The organism is Pirellulales bacterium (assembly GCA_019694455.1).
GTDB lineage: Bacteria > Planctomycetota > Planctomycetia > Pirellulales > JAEUIK01 > JAIBBY01.
In genome coordinates this window covers 43423-64560 of the sequence record JAIBBY010000026.1, presented here as the reverse complement: position 1 = coordinate 64560, position 21138 = coordinate 43423, and the positions used below count along the sequence as shown (strand labels likewise).

At 62.6% G+C, this 21138-nt stretch carries 20 protein-coding genes; 12 read left to right on the top strand and 8 right to left on the bottom strand.

All coding sequences use genetic code 11. The annotated features are described in order from the left end of the window. The first annotated feature begins 30 nt into the window (after window positions 1–30). Window positions 31–1242 carry a hypothetical protein gene (locus K1X71_12290; GenBank protein ID MBX7073919.1) on the top strand — a complete coding sequence of 404 codons (1212 nt, stop codon included), beginning with the start codon at window positions 31–33 and terminating at the stop codon, window positions 1240–1242. Between the two features lie 342 nt (window positions 1243–1584). Here K1X71_12290 and K1X71_12285 read toward each other — a convergent pair whose 3' ends face one another. Both K1X71_12285 and K1X71_12280 read right to left on the bottom strand, forming a co-directional pair. Continuing rightward, window positions 1585–1845 carry a carbon storage regulator gene (locus tag K1X71_12285; GenBank protein ID MBX7073918.1) on the bottom strand — a complete coding sequence of 87 codons (261 nt, stop codon included), beginning with the start codon at window positions 1843–1845 and terminating at the stop codon, window positions 1585–1587. Between the two features lie 314 nt (window positions 1846–2159). Next, window positions 2160–2531 (bottom strand): helix-turn-helix transcriptional regulator, encoded by a 372-nt coding sequence (locus K1X71_12280; GenBank protein MBX7073917.1) that lies wholly within the window; start codon window positions 2529–2531, stop codon window positions 2160–2162. Window positions 2532–2833: 302 nt separating this feature from the next. Between K1X71_12280 and K1X71_12275 the strand changes: the two genes are divergently transcribed. From K1X71_12275 to K1X71_12255, 5 genes are all read left to right on the top strand, one after another. Next, a complete protein-coding gene (locus tag K1X71_12275; GenBank protein ID MBX7073916.1) occupies window positions 2834–3073 on the top strand; it encodes a DUF2897 family protein in 240 nt (79 codons plus the stop codon). Window positions 3074–3240: 167 nt separating this feature from the next. Next, window positions 3241–3600, top strand: a complete 360-nt coding sequence (locus K1X71_12270; GenBank protein ID MBX7073915.1) for a DUF3467 domain-containing protein — start codon at window positions 3241–3243, stop codon at window positions 3598–3600. 69 nt (window positions 3601–3669) lie between these two features. Next, window positions 3670–4803 (top strand): cysteine desulfurase, encoded by a 1134-nt coding sequence (locus tag K1X71_12265; GenBank protein ID MBX7073914.1) that lies wholly within the window; start codon window positions 3670–3672, stop codon window positions 4801–4803. 114 nt (window positions 4804–4917) lie between these two features. After that, window positions 4918–6015 (top strand): D-TA family PLP-dependent enzyme, encoded by a 1098-nt coding sequence (locus K1X71_12260; protein MBX7073913.1) that lies wholly within the window; start codon window positions 4918–4920, stop codon window positions 6013–6015. A 37-nt stretch (window positions 6016–6052) separates the two neighbouring features. Beyond that, window positions 6053–6931, top strand: coding sequence for a recombinase RecA (locus K1X71_12255; GenBank protein ID MBX7073912.1), 879 nt, complete (start codon window positions 6053–6055; stop codon window positions 6929–6931). A gap of 13 nt (window positions 6932–6944) precedes the next feature. Here the strand turns inward: K1X71_12255 and K1X71_12250 are convergent, their stop codons facing one another. Further along, entirely contained in the window at window positions 6945–7343 is a 399-nt protein-coding gene (locus K1X71_12250) for a hypothetical protein (protein ID MBX7073911.1), read from the bottom strand. A gap of 283 nt (window positions 7344–7626) precedes the next feature. Between K1X71_12250 and K1X71_12245 the strand changes: the two genes are divergently transcribed. Beyond that, window positions 7627–9402: a hypothetical protein gene (locus K1X71_12245; GenBank protein ID MBX7073910.1), complete on the top strand. Its 1776-nt coding sequence runs from the start codon at window positions 7627–7629 to the stop codon at window positions 9400–9402. 294 nt (window positions 9403–9696) lie between these two features. After that, on the top strand, window positions 9697–11496 hold the full coding sequence (locus K1X71_12240) for a 30S ribosomal protein S1 (protein MBX7073909.1): 1800 nt from the start codon (window positions 9697–9699) through the stop codon (window positions 11494–11496). A 156-nt stretch (window positions 11497–11652) separates the two neighbouring features. On the opposite strand, the gene K1X71_12235 is transcribed toward K1X71_12240, so the two are convergent. Further along, a complete protein-coding gene (locus tag K1X71_12235) occupies window positions 11653–11973 on the bottom strand; it encodes a thioredoxin family protein (protein ID MBX7073908.1) in 321 nt (106 codons plus the stop codon). A gap of 450 nt (window positions 11974–12423) precedes the next feature. Further along, window positions 12424–13662 carry a glucose-1-phosphate thymidylyltransferase gene (locus K1X71_12230; GenBank protein MBX7073907.1) on the bottom strand — a complete coding sequence of 413 codons (1239 nt, stop codon included), beginning with the start codon at window positions 13660–13662 and terminating at the stop codon, window positions 12424–12426. 191 nt (window positions 13663–13853) lie between these two features. Between K1X71_12230 and recJ the strand changes: the two genes are divergently transcribed. Continuing rightward, complete coding sequence (gene recJ, locus K1X71_12225; GenBank protein ID MBX7073906.1) at window positions 13854–15611, top strand: single-stranded-DNA-specific exonuclease RecJ; 1758 nt, start codon at window positions 13854–13856, stop codon at window positions 15609–15611. A gap of 4 nt (window positions 15612–15615) precedes the next feature. Here the strand turns inward: recJ and K1X71_12220 are convergent, their stop codons facing one another. From K1X71_12220 to K1X71_12210, 3 genes are all read right to left on the bottom strand, one after another. Next, window positions 15616–17409 (bottom strand): glycoside hydrolase family 15 protein, encoded by a 1794-nt coding sequence (locus K1X71_12220; protein ID MBX7073905.1) that lies wholly within the window; start codon window positions 17407–17409, stop codon window positions 15616–15618. A 93-nt stretch (window positions 17410–17502) separates the two neighbouring features. Beyond that, entirely contained in the window at window positions 17503–18063 is a 561-nt protein-coding gene (locus tag K1X71_12215) for a HEAT repeat domain-containing protein (protein MBX7073904.1), read from the bottom strand. 122 nt (window positions 18064–18185) lie between these two features. Beyond that, entirely contained in the window at window positions 18186–19541 is a 1356-nt protein-coding gene (locus K1X71_12210) for a PQQ-binding-like beta-propeller repeat protein (protein MBX7073903.1), read from the bottom strand. Between the two features lie 308 nt (window positions 19542–19849). Between K1X71_12210 and raiA the strand changes: the two genes are divergently transcribed. From raiA to K1X71_12195, 3 genes are all read left to right on the top strand, one after another. Then, window positions 19850–20203 carry a ribosome-associated translation inhibitor RaiA gene (raiA, locus tag K1X71_12205; protein ID MBX7073902.1) on the top strand — a complete coding sequence of 118 codons (354 nt, stop codon included), beginning with the start codon at window positions 19850–19852 and terminating at the stop codon, window positions 20201–20203. A 48-nt stretch (window positions 20204–20251) separates the two neighbouring features. After that, window positions 20252–20725 (top strand): PTS sugar transporter subunit IIA, encoded by a 474-nt coding sequence (locus K1X71_12200; GenBank protein MBX7073901.1) that lies wholly within the window; start codon window positions 20252–20254, stop codon window positions 20723–20725. Between the two features lie 102 nt (window positions 20726–20827). Further along, on the top strand, window positions 20828–21115 hold the full coding sequence (locus K1X71_12195) for an HPr family phosphocarrier protein (GenBank protein MBX7073900.1): 288 nt from the start codon (window positions 20828–20830) through the stop codon (window positions 21113–21115). The last annotated feature ends 23 nt before the right edge of the window (window positions 21116–21138 follow it).

The following is a 21138-nucleotide window of genomic DNA, read 5'->3' as shown; positions in this document are numbered from 1 at the left end:
CAAAAAATTCAACCGAGGCCGGAAATGGCGATGCCCACTACGAACGGGTTGCGATGCGCACAACGAGTGGACGGGGGCAGTTGGTGCAGGACGCTGATTAGCGCGGCCGGCGCGGTCCGCATCAGCAGCATGCGGTTTCGCAGCGTCTTTACCCTTATCTTTCTGGCGGCACTCCCCGCCACGGCGCATGGTGTGATCTACAGCGTGCAGGATCTCGGCGACCTGCCCGGAGGGACGGATGGCTCTTCCGCAATGGACATCAACGACTTGGGGCAGGTGGTGGGCTACAGCCGCACCGGCACCGGCTATCGCGCGTTTCTCTGGACCAGCGGCGGCGGAATGCAGAATCTCGGCGACCTGCCGGGAGGAGAGGATTACAGCTACGCCTTCGCCATCAATGACTTGGGCCAGGTAGTCGGTTACAGCCCCGCCGCCACGGGCACGCACGCGTTTCTCTGGACGAGCGGCGGCGGAATGCAGGACCTAGGTTACCTGCCGGGCGGCGCGGATTACAGTGTCGCAAACGGCATCAACAACTCAGGGCAGGTGGTAGGTCGCCGCAACTCCAGTTTGAACACCAACGCGTTTCTTTGGACGAGCGGCGGCGGAATGCAAGGCCTCGGCGACCTGCCCGGGGGATGGGATTTCAGTGAGGCCTACGGCATCAATGACTTGGGGCAGGTGGTGGGCGTCAGCGACGCCGCCACGGGCCGGCGCGCGTTTCTCTGGACCAGCGACGGTGGTATGCAGGACCTAGGCGATCTTGCGGGAGGATCAGACTACAGTTATGCCAACGGCATCAATAACTTGGGGCAGGTGGTGGGCGTCAGCGACGCCGCCACGGGCAAGCACGCGTTTCTCTGGACGAGCGGCGGCGGTATGCAGGACCTAGGTTACCTGCCGGGCGGCGCGGATTACAGTGAGGCCAAATGTATCAACACCGCTGGGCAGGTGGTGGGCGTCAGTCAATCTTCCGTGGGTATTCGCGCGTTTCTCTGGACGAGCGACGGTGGTATGCAGGACCTCGACTCTCTGGTCGGCGATAGTGACGCCAATTGGACTTTCCTGCGCGCGGCGGGAATCAACTCACAAGGGCAAATTGTGGGTTACGGCTGGAACCCGCGAGGCGCCACCCGCGCCTTCTTGTTGACTCCTTTGCCCGAACCGAGCACGTGGGGACTTGTCTTATGCGGCCTTGGCGCGCTGATCGCGCCGCGTCTTGCTCGCCGGCGAAAACCTTGAGCCGAGCTTGAAATACACACCGGCGGCCACTGTCCCCCTCCCTGCGGCGCGCGAGCGAGATAGCGACTCCTTCGCCGCGCTCGCGGGGAGACTGTGCCTGCGGGAAATGGCCTATCGATCGCAGCCGGATGAGGGAAACCAAGCCCTCTTCTCGCTGCCGGGACAATCGCCACTCACTAAATAAATGAAACCGGCGATCGATCGAGCTTGCGCCCAACCGACCGCCGGTTTTCCCCGATCATCCGTCCCTCTCGTCCTGCTTTCCTCTTCTCCGCCACGGCCCGACTCTGCTCTGTTCCGTTGTCCGCGCGGTCAGCGGACAGCCGCGCGGATGCTGTCGCGTCAACCGCCGGCCTTAGCCGTGGGTCGACTCATTGGCTCGCGCCGCGCCGCGGGCTCACGCCTCTCGATGCTTCTCTTCGGTTCCGGCGGCGTCGGCGCGAGCTCAACCACAAAGGGGCGTAGCTCGCCTCGCATCACATGCACTTCCTTTGGCGCGTCGATGGCCAAGCTCACGCGTGTTCCCTGGATGCGACTCACCGTGACCACGATCTGACCGTCGATGCAGATCTTTTCCCCGACCTTGCGATTGAGCACGAGCATCTTGCTTTCCTCCTTGCGAACATCCGTCCAGCGGGTGACGGGTTCGCCTCGTTTTGACTCTCCCCCTTGTCCTGTTGATGCGGAGGGATAATCGCAAGGGGTGTGCCAACGCCGAAGAACTTGCGCAGGGCACCAGGAAAACGGCGGATTTCTGGCGTTTTTTCCCGCGATATGACGCTCGATCGCAAAGCAGCGGCTCGGCTAGCGTCTCACGCCGGGAATCCCAATCTCAGAATGAGAAGCGATAGTGGCACAAATAGAATGGCGCCAGCAATCGATTCAGCGCAGGCCACCGGCCAGCAACCACGTTGCCATCACGGCATGCTGTCGCCGCGCGTGCGCGCCAGTTCGACCTCGGCCAGATGTGTCTCGGCCCAGCGGCAGAGGGCGCCGAGCGGCTCCTGCAAGGTCTCGCCCAGCGCGGTCAGCGCATAGTCGAAGCGCTGCTCGCCGCCGGCTGCGGGTCGGCGCTCCACCAAGCCGTCGCGCTCTAGTCGCCGCAAAGTTTGCGTGAGCATCTTTTGAGAGATGCCGCCGATCTCGCGCTCAAGTTGCGTGTAGCGGCGGGGGCCAAGCGACAATTGCCAGATGACGATCGCGGTCCAGCGATCGGCGATGAGCTTAAGCACCTCGCGCGTGCCACAGTCGGCTCGCAACACGCTGGGGCTGGTGTCGGCAGTCGCCATGGGAGCATCCCAAATCCAGTCTTGTCGCCCCGATCGACGTGCTTCGATTATAGCGCGGCGTCAACGATGACGGGCGGCGGGTGGCGATTTTGCCACATCTCCAGGACGATTCGTTGCCAAGGCTCAACGCGCTGGCCGGCACTCGAATGACTGGCGTTTCTGGGCCAAACCACCATGCGGCAACGAGTTACATCCAAAACTACTCGATACAACCGGCCGCTGGCGCGCGGCGTGCCATAGGTCAACGGCAACGCTTCACTCCTCCGGCCACGGCCGACCCTTCTTCCCAAGCGGATACCAACATGAAGCTCGCAGTTCGACGCGCGCGGCGACGCGGATTTCTCACCTTTGAATGGATCTTGCTCATCACGGTGCTTGCCATTGGCATCGTGGGCGGATTGGCGGCGCTGCGCGACTCAATCATCAACGAGCTCAAGGACCTGTGCGGCGCGGTCGAGGCCCTGAACATGACCCCCAACCACGACAAAGATCAGCCTCACCGATCGCCGCCGCAGGTCGTTCCGCCGGGCGCCGGCTCGTAGACGGCCGCATACACACGGCTTCGCCACCGGAACTTGGCCGGGTAAACTGACCAGCGGCGCCGCACAGCGCGCCGATCCAAACACAAAACATCCATCGCGCGGCGGATCGCGCATTCGATCCTTTCCACCCCGCGCGCGACGCAGACAACCCTTACCGAAAGGACCCCATCGTGGCGAAGGCAGAAGAAGCACCTCAACCGGCCCCCGAGAGTCACGCCCCGGCCGGGCAACAACAGCAACAGCGCCAGCATGTCAAAGTCGACGACACTCACGCGGCTGCCGCATACGCCAACTTCTGCCGTGTCACTGGCACGCCGGAAGAGTTGATTATCGACTTTGGCCTCAACCCGCAACCCTTCGGCGTTCCCACCGAGCCCATCGTCATCAGTCAGCGGATTGTCACCAACTTTTACACCGCCAAGCGGATGTTGCACGCCTTGCAACTCACCTTGCAACGCCACGAGGCGGCCTTCGGCGTGTTGGAGACGGACGTGCAAAAGCGGGTCGTCCCCGGCGCGCGCAGCTAGAGTAAATCCGTTATTGAAATTCATCGGGCACGGATCACCATTGGTCCGTGCCCGATTTGTTTGTCACACATGCGTCGTATTTATCTCGACAACAACGCGACGACCCCCATCGCCGACAGCGTGCGCGAGGCGCTCGCGCCCTTTTTGCGCGAGCACTATGGCAATCCTTCCAGCTCGCATCCACTGGGCAGGGCCTGCCACGAGGCGGTCGAAGACGCTCGCAGCCGCGTGGCCCAACTGATCGGCGCCACCGCCGACGAGATCGTCTTCACGTCGGGCGGATCAGAGAGCAACAACCTGGCGCTCAAGGGAGTGGCCCTGGCGGCCTGGCCCGCGCGGGGTCACATCATCATCTCGGCGCTGGAGCACCCGACCGTCAGCGAACCCGCCCGGCATTTGCAGCGGCTGGGTTTTGATGTCAGCACAATTGCCTGCGACGCCCAGGGGCGCATCGACCCCGCTGACGTGCGCCGCGCAATCCGACACGACACTTTGCTCTTGAGCGTGATGCACTCGAACAACGAGATCGGTTCCGTGCAGGCGATTGGCGAGATTGCCAAGCTCTGCCGAGCGCAAGGGGTGCTAGTTCACACCGACGCGGCGCAGAGCGTTGGCAAACTCTCGGTGCGGGCCGATGAGTTGGACGTCGACTTATTGACACTGGCCGGCCACAAGCTGTACGCGCCCAAAGGCATTGGCGCCTTGTATGTCCGCCGCGGCGTCTCGCTCGAACCGTTGCTGCACGGAGCGGGTCAAGAGTCGGGCGTGCGTTCTGGCACGGAGAATGTCGCTGGCATCGTAGCGCTAGGCGAAGCGGCGCGGCTGGCCAACATTTGCCAGCCGGCCGACGCTGGTCGAATGGCGGAGTTGCGCGAACGACTTGCCGATCGCCTCTTCGACGCGCTGCACCCGGCCCAGCCGATCAACGCCCCTACGGCCGAGCGACTACCGAACACTTTGTCGGTCAACTTTCGCCATGTGGCCGGCGCCGACTTGCTGCGCCGCGTGCCCGAGGTGCATGCCTCGACGGGCGCCGCGTGCCATAGCAGCGCCACCCCTCTTTCGGCCACGCTCAAGTCGATTGGCCTCTCGCCCGAGATTGGCCGCGGCACGGTGCGGCTGAGCCTGGGGCGCTACACCAGCGAGGACGAAATCGACGCGGCGGCTTCGCTGCTCGTCGCCGCTTGGGAAGCGATGGTTTAGCGACCTCGCTCCGGAAGCAACGGTCGCGCGGCAACCAATTCTCGGCATGGCCACGGCGCGTTTGGTACCATAGCGGTCCTTATCCCGCACCGCTTCTTGCCCGGAACTCTCGTCATGTCCGCCGATTGGTTTCGCATTGAAAACGACGCCGAAGTCGCCTCCCCCGCGCTGTTGGTCGACCTGGATCGCGCGCGCGAAAACATCCGTCGCATGCTGGCCGAGGTCGGCGGGCCAGAACGCCTGCGCCCGCACGTCAAGACGCACAAGATGGCCGAGATCGTGCGCATGCAACTCGACGCCGGCATCCGCGCGTTCAAGTGCGCCACGCTCGCCGAGGCCGAGATGATCGCCCATTGCGGCGCCCGCGACGTGCTGTGGGCGATGCAGGCAGTCGGGCCCAACATCGCGCGGCTCAAGCAACTGGTCGAGCAGTTTCCCAAAACCGAGTTTTCGGCGCTGGTCGACAACGAGGCGACGATCGAGGCCCTGGAGCAGGCGGGGGTGTCGGTCGCGCTGCTGCTCGATCTTGATATCGGCATGCACCGCACCGGCATCGAGATTGGACCCGCCGCCGAGGCCGTCTATCGCCGGTTGTCCAAGAGCAAGACGCTGCGCGCGGGGGGACTGCACGCCTACGACGGACACATCAAAGAGCCCAATCCCATTCGCCGCGCCGAAATGGTCGAATGGGCGTTCGATCGAGTCGACGAGTTTCGAGATCGACTCGTGGCCCACGGCATGACCGTGCCACAGGTCGTCTCCGGCGGATCGCCCAGCTTTGCAATTCATGCCCGCCATTCGGATCATCAGTGCAGTCCCGGCACCACCGTTTTTTGGGACGGCGCATACCTCACCAAGTATCGCGATCTTGATTTTCTTAATGCCGCGATCTTGCTGACGCGCGTGGTGAGCAAACCGGGTGACAACTTGTTGTGCCTCGATCTGGGTTACAAGGCGGTGGCCTCCGACAACCCCGATCCGCGCGTGCTGTTTCCAGAACTTCCGGACGCGCGCGCCGTCATCCATAGCGAAGAACATCTCACCATCTATACCACCAGCGCCGTTCGTTACGCGGTGGGGTCGTGCTTGTACGCCATCCCCTGGCACGTCTGCCCAACTGTGGCGCTATATCCAGAGGCCATCGTGATCCGCGGAGGTCGCGCGGCGGAGCGCATCAAGATCGCCGCGCGCGATCGGATGCTCTCCATTTAACAGCACACGACCATTTGTTTGCCAATAGGAGTTCATCTTGCCTGAGCGACTTTCCACCGGCATCACCGCTCTCGATCAACATTTAGGGGGCGGCCTGCTGCCGGGCACGCTCACGGTGCTGCTTGGCGCCACGGGGGTCGGCAAGACGCAGTTGGGGCTGCAATTCGCTAGCGCCGGCCACACGCAAGAGGGCCGACGCGGCGTCTTGTTCGATATGACCTATCGCGGCGATTCGCAGAGCCATGCCGAATACGCCCGTCGCATGTTCGATTGGACGCTGCGCGCCATGGCGGGGGATCGTCGCGTGTCGCACCAAGATTTCTTCGCGCCGGCCAACGAGCCAGGCGACTACCTGCACGTGTTCGACTACGGCGGCCGGCGGCTGTCGGATCGCGAGTTGTCGTTCGACGCCGATCGCGCCTGGCGCCAGGCCATCGTCGCCAAACTGGAAACCAGCATCGCGTTTTTATACGGCAATTTCACGCGGGGAGCGCGGCGTGTGGTGATCGACGGCATCGACCCGATCGATCGCCCCCGCGAGGCGATGCAGTTTGAACTGTTCGAATATCTGTACCACCAAATCCTGCGCAAAGACGCCGAGTGGGTGGCGCGCGACTTGTTTCGTCAGGATTTTCGCCAATACGCCGCGCTGGTTGGCCAGCATCTTTACGATCCGGCCCAGATCGGCGCGGTGATGCTTTACACCTCGGTGGAAACGATTTTAGACCAACTCATCGACCGCCCCCTAGCCGAAGGGGACTGGCTGGCCAACGCCAACACGGTGATCTATCTGGGCAAGGTTCGCGAGGGCAATCGCATGGGGCGCGCGCTCTACATCGCCAAGCATCGGGGCAGCGCTTGCTCCGATCAGATTATTCCGTTCGAGATCGGCGACCGCGGAATATCGCTCTTGTGAAACAGCCTGGCCATCACGGCACGGTGAAGCCCGGCGTTGGCGGCGTGGGGCGCGTGGTGGAAAGCGCGCTATCCATGCCGGGCACTTCGATGCCGATTCGCTTGGCTCTCACGTGCAGCGCCTGCTGAAAATATTGCAACGGCCGGTCGTAGCGCTGGCGCGCCCAGAAAAACGTGCCGTGCACCAAGCTGACTGGCAAATCGCCGGTGTCGACCATGTCGGCCACCACGTTCAAGTAACGAAATTCGACAGGCCGCCGCGCCTTGAGCCCCTTGGTGAGCATGTCGCGCAGGTCGATCGGCCCGTTTGCGCCGCTCGGAGGCGGCGCGGCGCCGCGCGCCGGCAAGAGCGCCCCTAACAACGTGGCCGCCATCCCCAGTAGTCCCAACAACAGCGTCCGCCTTTTTTGCATCCCGGCATCTCCTTCCAGCGACCAAGAGAGAATTGCGGGGGGTCTTGTAGCGAACTTTTACCCACCGCCACAAGGCCGCGACGGCCCGAAAGCTCGAATAGTAGCTGCTTGCTGGCAGCAGAACGGCGGAGATTGCCGGTGGCGGCTTCGCGTTGGCTCCAATCGCGCGCTTTGCGTAAGATGGAACGGCATGGTTCGCCCGCTTTTTCTATTTATTTGCTGCCATTTGCCGGCCGAGGGCTGCTCAATGGACTGTCTCAGGAGTCGGTCGCTGCTACGGCCCATGTCGCTCGTTTTCTCACTGGCCGCTGCTCTTTTGCTTGGCTCGTCGTGCCTGCGCGCCGCCGAACCACCATCGAACGCAGCGAGCGACTCGGCCATTGCCGAGATTCCCGAACTGCTGCGGCAATTAGATTCCAACGACTTCGACGCGCGCCAATCTGCGACGGCGCGATTGTCGGCAATCGCCGACCTCGAGGAGGTGCAGCAATCCACGGCCGACGCATTGGGCGCGGCGCTGGTCACGGGCGAACTATCGTTTGACGCGCGCAGCCGACTGGCGCCGCTACTCAAGCGGTTGCCGGCGCCGGCGGCCCCAACATCGCCCTTGCCGCTCGCCGGCGACATCACGCAACTGGTGGCGCAGCTTAACGACGACTCGGCGGCCCGCCGCGCCAGCGCCCAGGCCCGCTTGCGATGGATTGCCTCACAACCGCAAGCCAATAGCGAGGCGCTGGCGGCCATCAAGGCGGGGCTTGGCAGCCCCACCATCGATTCCAGCACGCGCCGAATGCTGCGCGACCTGCTCGACACGGCGCGCGGCGTTTGGCTCGCCAGCGACCCCAAGGATTGGCGGTTGCCGCCGGTCAGCGACGAACAGCTCACCGCCTGGCTCGACGCGTTGATCCAAGTTCGTCCCAACGAACCACGTTGGTCGCTGCAGCAGGACGCCGCGCAACAAGAGTTGGTCGACCTGTTGGCCCGCGATGAATACCTGGACCGCGTGAGGCATGGCGTTGAAGAACGGATCGCCCGGCCAGGAATTACACCAGATGCCGCGCGGCGGCTCGAAGCGGTGCTCGATTGGGCGCGCCCCACGCTCGTGGCGGAGTATTGGCAAGGTCCGCAGCACGTCTCCATTCAATTTCTGTTTGTCGGCGTTCCTAGCGTGCCAGAGGGCGCCCAGCGAGCCAGCCACTTCGACTTTGTCGACGACGAACGCGCGCATTGCGTCAGCGGCAACTCGCTTTCTCCGGGCGACTACCCGATTGGCGTCTTTTTTCCGCATCCGCAGCAGGGTAGCGCGCAGTTCCATCTGGTCAACCTGGCCACACCGCGCCGCCGCATGGCCTATGAATATCTGATTCGCGGCGACGATGCCCAGCGCGCGGCCGCCATCACACGCCGCACGCTCGATCACATCCTGGCCACCAAAAAGCCGCTCTCGCAATCCGAGCTTTTAATGCTTGAAGAACTGGACGATGGCCAGGTATCCGCCTTCACCGGCAAGTACTTCATGGCAGTGGACGACAGCCACTATCCGCCAGCCGAGGGGCAATTTGTCGGCAATGTCAGCCGGTTGCAAAACGTCTGCTGCATGCTGGCCCGCAGCGGTCGCCACGATGCAGTGCCCGGCTTGTTGGCGGCCATTCAGGCCAAGCGATTCTTCGATCCGCCGGCGCAGGCGCCGTGGGATTGGCCCTGGATCGCCGCTTTGTGCATCGCGGTTCACGACCCCTGGCCCGAGGTCGACCCGTGGCTGTTCAGCCTGGTGGAGCGCGACGATCCCTTGATGCGCCGGCCCGCCGCCGCTCCCAGCGAGCCCACCCCCGCCACCAGCGAAGACCCTCGTCCAGAACCGGAAAAGCTCACGGCGCCCGAGCTCGGCGCCACCGCCGCAGCGATTTTACTGAATCGGGCGGGCATCCCGCCGACCGTTTTTGGGTTGGAAGTGTTGATGTACTCTCCGTTGGCCAGCCTCGACTGTCCTGGGGCGTACTGGCGCGACGCCAAGGGCCGGCAGCGCTTGACGCAGTGGTGGAAAGAGCGTCAGAAATAGCCCCTGTGGCGCACCGCGCGAGCGGGGCTCGGTTCGCTTTGGTTGCTGAGCGGGTGCGATTGTTCTAAGTTGCCGTCCCTGATATATTTCTGGGTTCTCGCGCCGTCGTGGGAGCCGCTCGCGTAAGGCGGCCGTCGCGCGATCCGTTGGTACTAACCCCGCCGGCAGGCTGCTCCAGCCCCTTGTTCCTCCGGCGGTCGAAAATCGCCCCGACTCGGTTCGCTCTATCGAACTCCAGCGGGCGAAGTCTCAGCCAACATCTAGCAGCATCACTGGGCTGGCGAACTGGAAATAATGGTCAACCGCAATCTCATCCGCGAATTCGATGTCTCCGACGACGAGTGGACACGTGCCCTGAGCGACTCTTTCAACGGCGCCAAAGTTGAGGAGATCGACTGGGATCAGGACATCGACTGGGGCAGTCAGGAGATCAAGCTCAATCAGATCGTCGAAGGCAAAGTGCTCCGGATCGAGGGAGACAATGTGCTGGTCGACGTCGGCTACAAGAGCGAAGGAGTGATTCCGCTCGCCGAATGGGGCGAGGAGGAAGAGCCACCGCAACCGGGCGAAAAGCTCAAGGTTCTGGTTGAGGAAGTGGAGGACGTTTCCGGCGAGATGGACCAGGAAGGGGGCATGATCGCCCTCTCCAAGCGCAAGGCCGAAAAGATCGAGGCCTGGCTCAAGGTCATGGAAACAGTGCACGAAAACGACGTCGTCACCGGCGCCGTCACCCGCAAAATCAAAGGCGGCTTGCTGGTCGACATTGGCGTCAATGTCTTCTTGCCGGCCAGCCAGGTCGATATCCGCCGTCCGCACGACATTGGCGACTACATCGGCCGCACCATTCAATGTCTGGTGCTCAAGATCGACGAAGCACGGCGCAACATCGTGGTCAGCCGCCGCGCCCTGATCGAGGCCGAGCGGGCCGAGAAGAAGCAGCAGCTTTTGTCGACGCTCGAGGTGGGCCAACTCCGCAAAGGCGTGGTCAAGAACATCGCCGATTTCGGCGCGTTCGTCGACCTGGGCGGCATCGACGGCCTGTTGCACATCACCGACATGAGCTGGGGCCGCATCGGCCATCCGACCGAGATGGTGCGGATCGACGAGGAGCTCGAGGTGCAAATCCTGCACATCGACCGCGAAAAGGAAAAGATCGCGCTGGGCCTCAAGCAGAAGTCACCCAGCCCGTGGCAGAACATCGAAGAGAAGTTCCCCGTCGGCAGCGTGGTCCGCGGCGAGGTGGTGAACGTGATGAGCTACGGCGCCTTCGTCAAGCTGGAGGAAGGCATCGAAGGTCTGGTGCATATCAGCGAAATGTCCTGGACGAAGCGCATCAATCATCCCAGCGAATTGGTGCAGATTGGCGACGAGATCGACGTGGTGGTGCTCGGCATCAACAAAGAGAAGCAAGAGATCTCGCTCGGCATGAAGCAAACCCAGCAAAATCCCTGGGAGAAAGTGGCCGAGAAGTATCCGCCTGGCACGGTCGTCACCGGCACGGTGCGCAACCTCACCAACTACGGCGCCTTTATCGAGATCGAAGAGGGGATCGACGGCCTGTTGCACGTCAGCGACATGTCGTGGACCCGCAAGATCAGCCATCCCAGCGAGGTGGTCGAGAAAGGTCACCAACTGGAGTGCAAAGTGCTCTCGGTTGACCAGGAGCGCCGCCGCATCGCCTTGGGTCTCAAGCAATTGCAAGACGATCCCTGGGCGACCGACATCCCCTCCAAGTACCAGCCCGGCCAACGCGTGTCGGGCACGGTCACCAAGCTCACCAACTTTGGCGTGTTCGTTGGCCTGGAGAATGGCTTGGAAGGGCTATTGCACATCTCGGAGTTGGCCGACCACAAGGTCGAAAACCCCGAGGAAGTGGTCAAGGTGGGCGACACCATCGAGGTGAAGGTGTTGCGCGTCGACACCGACGAGCGCAAGATTGGCCTGTCGCGCAAGCGACTGGAATGGAGCGACGACGACCTGGCGCAAGCCGAAGAAACCGAAGAAGCCAAGGCCAATCGTCCGGCGCCAGCCCAGGAACTCAAGGGGGGTGTTGGCGACAGCTCTGGCCCGCTCATCAAGCCACGCGAGGCCTAACCACAATCACCGTCTTGCGGTGATTAAAGGCCTTCATCAGTTCATAGGCATCAAGACCCACGGAGTTCGCTCCGTGGGTCTTTTTCTTTCGTGGAGGCGCGGCAATTCCGCCCACTCAATCGCTGTTGGAGCAAAATCCCGCCTTGCGCCGTTCGATCAATCGGCGATTTGCGCAAGTCCAGGCTGCAACTCGCCGGTAGTGGTGGGGCGCACCGCGCGGGCCACTTCGACGCCGTCCTTGAGAAAAACGAACGTCGGCCACAGTTTGACGCCAAACGATCGGCCCAGTCGCCGGCCCGGCGCATCTTCGACCTTCACATGCTTCACCTCTGCCGCGGCGGCGAGCACCTCGGCCAAGGGGACCTGCGCCGCCTGGCAATGCCCACACCAGCCGGCGCCAAACTCAAGAATGGTTGGACCGGGCCAGCCCTCGACCTCCGCGCGCGACAGATCGCAGTGGACATACTCGGTTTGCATGGCGCCGCCTTCGTTAGGAAATCCACAAGTGAGAATCAACACAGCAGAGCAAATCTCTTGCTGCGGCGATAGTAAAACGTTGACGTCACTGGGAGACGCCCGCCTTTGGCGGCAGGTGGTGATTGCAAAACGAGCGAATTCCGAAAGCTCCGAAAACCGGTCGCAAAGTGGTCACGATGAGCCGCTTATCAAGGCTTTGTCATGGAATGATTTACGTCGATCTTGGCGCGGCTCTCGCGCGTCTTTGGAGAGGATGTTTTCGGAGTGTTGCTCGATTTTCCGAAGAATCTGAAGCGTTTGAGAATTGGACGCCGGTGGACACATTCCTGGGCCACCATGGGCGCCAGGTTTCGCCGTGCAGTCGTAAGAGAGGTTGCTACGCAGCGTGCTATATGTCCGAAAACTGCCCGACGCGGCGGCGCCTATTTGGTAAAACGGTCCCGTGCGCGGCTACAGCGACAGTGGTTCGCCGGCGATCTGGCGCTCGTGGCGCGTTAGTTCGTACATGTCGCGCAAGAGTTGAATGTCGCATGGTCGTTGCGTCACGTCGCGGCGGGCGAACATGCGGCCTTGCGTCGGGATCATCACTTCGACCGGCGTTTCGGTCACCTGGCCAAACAGTCGGGCGTAATTGACAAAGCTGGGCACGTTGGTGGTGACAAAGCCATACACCATGCTGCACGCGCCGATCGTCTTGCCGGTGAAAATGCCGGTATTGATGGCCGTCTTTGCGTAGTCGCCGATGATCGCCCCGATGAACTGCATGCCGCTGGGCACCTTGCGGCCGTGGTAATCCATGTTCACCTGGCCATAGGTGTTCTTGAGATCGCTGTTGCAGGTGCCGGCGCCAAGGTTGATCCAACTGCCGAGATAGCTGTGTCCGAGAAAACCGTGGTGCTGTTTGTTGGTGTAGGCCTCGATGATCGAGGCCTCGATTTCGCCGCCGATCTTAGTGGTGTTGGCGAGGGTGGCGCCGTCTTTGAGCGCCGAGTGTTCGATGACCTTGCTCTTGGGGCCGACGTACACTGGGCCGCGCAAAAAAGTATATGGGCCGATGGTGGCGCCTTGGTCGATCACCACCGGACCACGGCGGGTGTCGGTGACCACATGCTGGCCGAGCGAAATGTCGTCGGCCAAAAACAGGCCATCGCCGGCCTCGCGATAGGCGCCTTGCGCCACGCGATGCTCTAGGCTCTCGCGCACAATCATCAAATGATGACGAATGATGTCGTGCGGAAAATGAAAGAGCGGCAACTCGCCTTCCAAGCGCGGCAGTTCGCGCTGCCGCATGGCGACCAGGAATTCCGCATAATTGGCGGCGCGAGCTGGGGGGCTATCTCCCGCCACCACAGCCGCTGCGATGCGCCCCTCTTCGGTGACAATCGCCCCTTCGCGCCGCGCGGCGATCAGTTCACGCAGACGCTTGAGCACCGCCACCGAGGGCACAACGGCGCCATTAATCGCCAGTACGAACTGTTTTGGAGAACCGGACCCCAGCGACAGATGGCAAAAATCGGCCTCTTGAATCTCCGTCAGATGCGGACGCACCAGCCACTTCACCGGGCAACCGAAGCTGCTCACCAGGTCGATCAACCGCAGGCTGCCGCAACTGATCGCGAAGACGGGCCGGCTGATCGACACCGGATACAGGTCGGTCACCAGATCGTCTTCGAACAGGAGAATCATCATGGCTAGCCAACGTCAAAATTGGAGCGGATAGGCCAATTACAACATACGTTATTTGGCCACAAACGACGGTACCGCCCAATAGGCGGCAATGCCAGCGGTTAACGACAATCGCTTGAGTCTGGTCGCCCGGAATGGTCGAATAGTGCATCGTATGCCTGCTCCCTGCCCGCCTTCCCAGTCAGGATGACTTCATGCCCAAGCGCTGGCGTCTCCGGGCGCACGATGCGGATCGCATCGCCCGGCTACAACAGACGAGTGGACTGCCCGCCGTCGTCGCCCAATTGCTGATCTGTCGCGGCATTGCCGATGCCGACACAGCCCGCGACTTTCTCGAATCCAAGTTGGTCGGCCTGCGCGATCCGCTGGACCTGCCCGGTTGCCAGCAAGCGGCGGAGCGCCTGTGGGACGCGGTGCGCGGCGGGCGGCGGATCATTGTTTACGGCGACTACGACGTGGACGGCGTGGCCGCCACCAGCATCCTGTGGCGCTGCCTGTCGCTGTTGGGCGCGAATGTGGGCTTTTATGTCCCGCATCGCATGGAGGAGGGGTATGGTCTCAATGCCGAGGCGCTAACGACTTTGGCCGCCCAAGGCGCCCAATTGATCATCACGGTCGATTGCGGTGTGACCGCTCTGCGCGAGGCCGAACTGGCCCGCGAGCTCGGCCTGGAACTGATGATTACCGATCACCATCAAATGGCGAGCGGCCTGCCGGCCGCGGCCGCGATTGTGCATCCGCTGCTTCCCGGCCACGAGTATCCCTTTCCGTATCTATCGGGCGCGGGGGTGGCCTTTAAGGTCGCCTGGGCGCTGTGCCAGCAGGCGTCGCAGGCGCGCAAGGTGAACGAAGCGATGCGCGAGTTTCTGCTGGGCGCTGTGGCGCTGGCGGCGCTCGGGACAGTGGCCGACGTAGTGCCGCTGATCGATGAGAACCGCATTTTGGTGCGGCATGGACTGTTGAGTCTGAAGCAGCGTCCCAGCGTCGGCCTGGCGGCGATGCTGCGCGCGGCCCAACTGGAGCGCAAGCGGGAACTGTCCGCCGAAGACATCGCCTTTTCCATCGCGCCACGACTCAACGCCGCGGGCCGAATGGGGCAGGCGCAGTTGGCAATCGAGCTGTTGATCACCGAATCGGCCGAGCGCGCCGCCGAGTTGGCTGAGTATCTCAACGAACTGAACAGCAGCCGCCAGAGCCTGGAACGCAGCATTTATCTCAAGGCGCACAAGCAGGCCGAAAGTCAGTTTGATCCCGAGCGCGATGCCGCGCTGGTGTTGGCCGATCGCGGTTGGCACGCGGGCGTGATCGGGATTGTGGCGGGTCGCATTGTAGAACGCTTCCATCGCCCGGCGGTGCTGATCTCGCTGGACGACCTGGGGGTGAAGCCGGGCGTCGGCTCGGCGCGCAGCGTGCCTGGGTTTGATTTGCACGCGGCGCTTTCGGCGTGCGAGTCGCATTTGGTGAGTTATGGTGGACATGCCGCCGCGGCGGGACTAAAGATCGACGAACGGCGACTGGACGCCTTTCGCGAGGAATTTTGTCGTCATGCCGCCGGCGCCATCGCCGATGAGCAGCGCGTGGCGGAGTTGTGGATCGACGCCGAGGCCCCACTGTCGGCGTTCACTCTCAAGGCGGTCGAGCAAATGGAGCAGCTTGCCCCATTTGGCCACGGCAACATGCGTCCCTTGCTCTGCGCCACTGGGGTGCAATTGGCCGAGCCGCCGCGACGCATTGGCGCGGGAGGAAGGCACCTGGCAGTCAAGCTCGCGCAGCACGGCGTGAGCATGCGCGCCGTGGCGTTTGGCAAGGGAGATTGGGAGCCTGAGCTACTAGCGGCGCGAGAGCCGTTCGCCATCGCCTTTCATCCGGTGATCAGCACGTTTGGCGGCAGTCGCCGCGTGGAACTACAACTGGCCGACTGGCGGCTTGATCCGGCGCTGGCGCCTTGCTGAGGCGCTAGCCCGCTTCGCTGCGGGGCGGGGCGGCGCGTTCGTGCTGAGTCAGATTGAGCGCGCTCTCGACCAAGGCGACATGCGAAAGCGCCTGAGGAAAGTTGCCCACCTGCCGCCCAGCGTGCGGATCGTACTCCTCGGCCAAAAGTCCGACGTCGTTCTGCAGTTCCAGCAATTGCTCGAAGCGGCGCACCGCGTCGTCGCGGCGGCCGATCAGAAACAGATTGTCCACCAGCCAAAAGCTGCACGCCAAGAAGGCGCCTTCGCCGGGGGGCAGCCCGTCGAGCACGTCGTCGGTGATATAGCGCATGACGAAGCCATCGCGCACCAGCTCGCGCTCGATCGCTTCCACGGTGCCGATCACGCGCGGGTCTTCGGGCGGCAAGAAGCCCACCAGCGGAATCATCAGCAAACTGGCGTCGAGCGCTTGACCGTCGTAATGCTGCACAAAGGTGTGGCGAACCGGGTCGTAGCCGCGCGCGCATACCTCGCGATGGATCTCGTCGCGGATGGCGCGCCACTGCGCGACCGGGCCGTCGAGCCCAAAGTCTTGCACCATCTTCACCATCCGGTCGAAGGCGACCCAGGCCATGACCTTGGAATGCGTGAAGTGCTGCCGCGGGCCACGCACCTCCCAAATCCCCTCGTCCGGCTCGCGCCACGCGGACTCCAAAAAGCCGGCGATCGCCTGTTCAACCCGCCAGGCATACTCCTCCATGCGCACGCCAAAGCGGCGGGCCTGATACAAGGCATCGATCAACTCGCCATAGACATCGAGCTGAAATTGCCGATGCGCGGCGTTGCCAATTCGCACCGGACGCGAGTCTTCATAACCGGCCAGCCAATCGAGTTCGATCTCGGTGAGCCGCCGCTCACCATGCAGCCCGTACATGATGTTCAACTGCGAGGGCCGGCCGGCCGCGGCGCGCAACAGCCACTCGCGCCAAGCCACCGCCTCGGCGGTAAATCCGTTGCTCATGAGCGCGTCGAGCGAGAAGGTGGCGTCGCGCACCCAGCAGTAGCGGTAGTCCCAATTGCGCATGCCGCCGATCTTTTCGGGCAGCGACGTGGTGGGCGCCGCGACAATGCCGCCGGTGGGATCGAACGTGAGCGCTTTGAGCGTGATGAGCGAGCGCATCACGGCGTCGCGATAGCGACCGTGAAACGTGCATTGGCTGGACCACTGTTGCCACCACTGTTCGGTCTGCCGCAATTGATCGCTTTGTTGCGGGCGCGGCGGTCGCTTGGCCTCGGAGGGATGCCAGATCATCACAAAGCTGACTTCTTCTCCCTCGCGCACGGTGAACTCCGCCACGGTGTTGAAATCTTCGCCGTGCATCGGCACGTCGCTGTAGAGCAGCAGCGTGTCGGGGCCGGCCACCGCGCGCAGCCCGCCCTCGATATGCGTGACCCATGGGACGATCGAGCCGTAATCAAAGCGGATCGTCAGGTCCATCCGCATCCGCACCTCGCCCCGATTGCCGCGCACCACGCGCACCAGGTCGGTTTCGCGGGTGTGGGTGGGCATGCAGTCGATCAACGTGACGGCGCCCGACTCGGTCTCGAATTGCGTTTCGAGCACCAGCGTGTCGCCGCGATACCGACGGCGAACCTGGCGCGGCTCGTCGGCCGTCGCGATTTGCCAATGCCCATTGTCGCGTGTGCCTAACAGCGCTGCGAAGGCGGCGCCGGAATCAAAACGGGGCAGGCAAAGCCAGTCGATCGAACCGTGCCGCGACACGAGCGCCGCGGTTTTACAGTTGCCGATCAGCGCATAATCTTCGATCCGCTCCGACATTCACGCCTCCTGCCTTGCCAGCCGCCATCGACTATTGTGGAAAACTTCCTTGTTCACGCAACCTTCGCGCCAATCGCCAATAATGTCCGGAAATCAGATTCCGGCGCTCGGACGAACGGCGCCGGGACCGCCTTGCTCGGCGTCGGGGCTTTTCATTAATCGCATCAGCGCGGGCACGGCGTGCGCCGCCTCGGGGCCAATCTGGCCCAGCGCGCGCGCGGCGCTGCGCCGCACGCTCCAATCGGGATCTTCCAAAGCGGCAATCAACACCGGCACGGCTTCTTTAGCGGGTGGCCCCATGCGGGCCAGAGATTGGGCCGCGCGATCTCGAACATCGGCATTGGGGTCTTCTAGCGCGACAATCAAACTGGGGATCGCCGCCGGACCAATCCGCGCCAGCGCGTCGATCGCCGTTTCGCGCACGCCCCATTCTCTCGCCAGCGGCGTCGTCATCAGGGGCGACGAGGTCGTCACCAGGGGTGCCGCCCCAGCGGGCCACAGTTGGTCGCGCGCCTTGGTGATTTGCGCCGCGTCGGGCTTGGGCGGCGATCCAAAATCGGGGAGTCGCGCACGGTTGCCCTTGCCGCAGCCCGACAGCCCAAGAAACAGTGAAAACGAAACTAAGACCAGCAAGCGACAGTGACAACAGCGCATTCCAAATCCGACGTTCAAGGGTTGGCTGTGCTGGCCAAGGCGCAGCAAGTGGTCCGTGGCAAAGTCAGCGGCCATTACCCACCACAATGATCCGTCGCGGCCGATTTGTCCAAACGGCCTGGTCAGGGGGACGCCGCCTGATCTTTGGAAACGGAGCTTTCGGAAATGCAGAGCAATTCCTTGTCGGTGCGTATCAACAAGCGGTCGCCCACAATCGCCGGGGAAGCCATGCACATAACGTCTTCGCCCAGTTCGTTTGTATACAGCAGTTCAAATTTGGGGCCGGCCTGAATGACGAACGTCGTGCCAAACTCGTTCAGACAAAAGATCTTGTCGCGATAGGCCCAGGGGGAAGCCGTGAATGCCCGTCCGCCGGGGATGCGCTGCTTTTCGTACACCGCTTCGCCGGTCTTGGCGTCGTAACAGGCCAACATGCCACGATCGAGCAGGACATACAGCTTGTCCTTGTAAAGCACGGGCGATGGGTTGTAGGGGCCCGCCGCCTGTTGAAACCAGGCGATGTACTCGCCGCTGGTTTCACCTTCTTTAGGCGTAATATCTCCAGTCGCGCCGGGCTTGATCGCAAACACCGGCTTTTGCTTATCCATGATGTAACCGCTGGCCAGGTACAAGAGACCGTCGTGCGCGAATGGCGTTGGTATGGCGATGCTCGACATGCCGCCCAGTTCCCAGAGCAGCTTGCCGTCGAGATCGTAGGAGCGCACTTTGTTGGTGCCGGCGGTGACTAATTCGACCCGGTCTGGGGTCTTCCAAATGAAGGGGGTGGCCCAGTTGGTCTTTTCGTCGCGAGGCTCGCGCCACAATTCATCGCCGGTCTTGGCGTCGAGCGCAACGATATACGACTCGTCGTCGTTGTCGTTGACCAGAAATAGCCTGCCGTCGTACACAATCGGTGAGGCGGCGGTACCCCACTCGTTGCGAGTCTTGTGCGAGGGCAGTTCCTTGCCCCACACCGGCTTGCCGTCGAGGGTATAGCAATAGACGCCTTGATTGCCAAAGTAGGCGTAGATTCGCTCGCCGTCGGTGGCCGGGGTCTCGGAGGCGTAGCTGTTTTTGATGTGGCGGCCCGTTTGGGGCGTCCCTTTGTGGGCCGTTTGCTCCCAAAGTTGCTGGCCGCTCTTCAGGTCAAAGCAAATCACCTTCCACAGATGCCTACTCTCGGGCGGCTCTGGTCGCTCGCCGCCGAAGTAGAGCCCCGGTTTTGCGGCCTCGGTTTCGGCCTCGTTGACCACCGAAGTCAAAAAAACGCGGTCTCCCCACACCACTGGCGACGACCACCCGCGACCGGCCACCGGCGTTCGCCAAGCGATATTTTCGCTGGCGCTCCAATGCAACGGGAGTTGCTGATTCTCGGCCGTGCCGAGCGAGCCAGGCCCCCGAAACTGGGGCCAATTGTCCGCCGACAAGCTGACGCCGCTGGGTATAATGAGACAGATCGCAAGGATGAGCCGATTCATGATGAGACACCTGGAAAAGAGCACGTGGCGATCGGACGAGACGTCGATTGGGGCGCATGCGATCGTAGGGGAGCCGCCGGCGCGAGGCAAGCAAGCACCGGCCGGCCGATCGGCGGCAGCGGTGACGCGGGTGGCATGGCCCAAGCCGCCAAAGTCGTGTAAATTATTGTCTCGTAGTGGATCGAATCGCGCTGGCGACCGATTCCGAGGCTCTGGCGAGGGCGTTTGTCGCCCCGGCGCGGCATCGCTAAAATGCCCGGCCTATGCTTCCAGGCCCCCTCGTGCTTCAGGTTGAAGGAGTTAGGCTGGTGCAGATCAACGTATCGGCGCGGCATGGCCAACTGAGTGAAGCGACTCGCGCCAAGATAGCGGCCAAGCTCGATAAGCTGAACCGCGTGTTCGAGCGATTGACTGCCATTGAGGCGACGATCGACTTGGCGCACAAAGACGCGCCCACTATCGACGTGCGCGTCTCGGCCGAACACAAGCACGATTTTGTGGCGACGGAGCAATCGAATGATTTGCTCGGCGCCACCGACCAAGTGCTCCACAAGTTGGAGCAGCAGTTGCGCAAATACAAAGAAAAAGTACAAGAACATCATCGACCGCCGAACCCCAAGCAGGAGGACGCCTCCGCACGATCCGGGCCCGGCGAGCCGTAGGCGTCACCAGACGATGGTGGGACGCTGGCGGAAGAAAGGAACAGGTGCATGAAGTTTGCCGACTTCATCAGCCGCGATGCGGTGTGTGCGTCGCTCGCGGCCGACGATAAGGAAGGTGTCATCCGTGAATTGGCTCAGTCGCTAGTCGATGCGGGGGGGATTCCCGGCTCGGAATGCGAAGGAATCGTCAAGGCCATCTTGAAGCGTGAGGAGCTCGGCAGCACCGGCATCGGCCGGGGCGTGGCGGTTCCTCACACCAAGCATGCCGGGGTGAGCCGACTGGTGGCCACGGTCGGCGTCAGCCAAGAGGGGGTGGACTTCAACAGCCTGGATGGCGAAAGAGTCCAATTGCTCTTCTTGTTGATCTCTCCTCCCGACCGGCCGGGGGACCATCTCCGCGCGCTGGAGAACATCTCGCGCCAGTTGCGCGACGACACGTTCTGCCGTTTTCTTAAGCAATCGAAATCGGCGGCCGACGTGCTCTTGTTGCTCGACGAGGCCGACAATCAGCAATTCGGCTAGCGCCGCGGCGGTGGCGGGCGGGGACGATCGGATCGGCGCCGATTGGCAATCCCTAGTCCGGCGACCGCGCACGCCAACGAGAGGCGGAAAGCCCTTACAGACATGACCAAGACCAAGCTAGTGCGAACCGTGATCGTCACCAATCCCCAGGGATTGCATGCGCGCCCGGCCGACCTGTTCGTCAAGCTGGCCCAACAGTACCGATCCCAAGTTGAAGTGAGCAAAGAAAGTCTGCGAGTCGATGGCAAGAGCATACTCGACATCCTGATGCTGGCCGCGGTCGAAGGAACCCCGCTGGCAATCGAGGTGACGGGCGACGACGCGCAAGACGCGCTTGACGCGCTGTGCCGCCTGGTCGAGCAGAACTTTGCCGACGATTTGAACCCATGACATGGAACTATGACGCGGCGGAC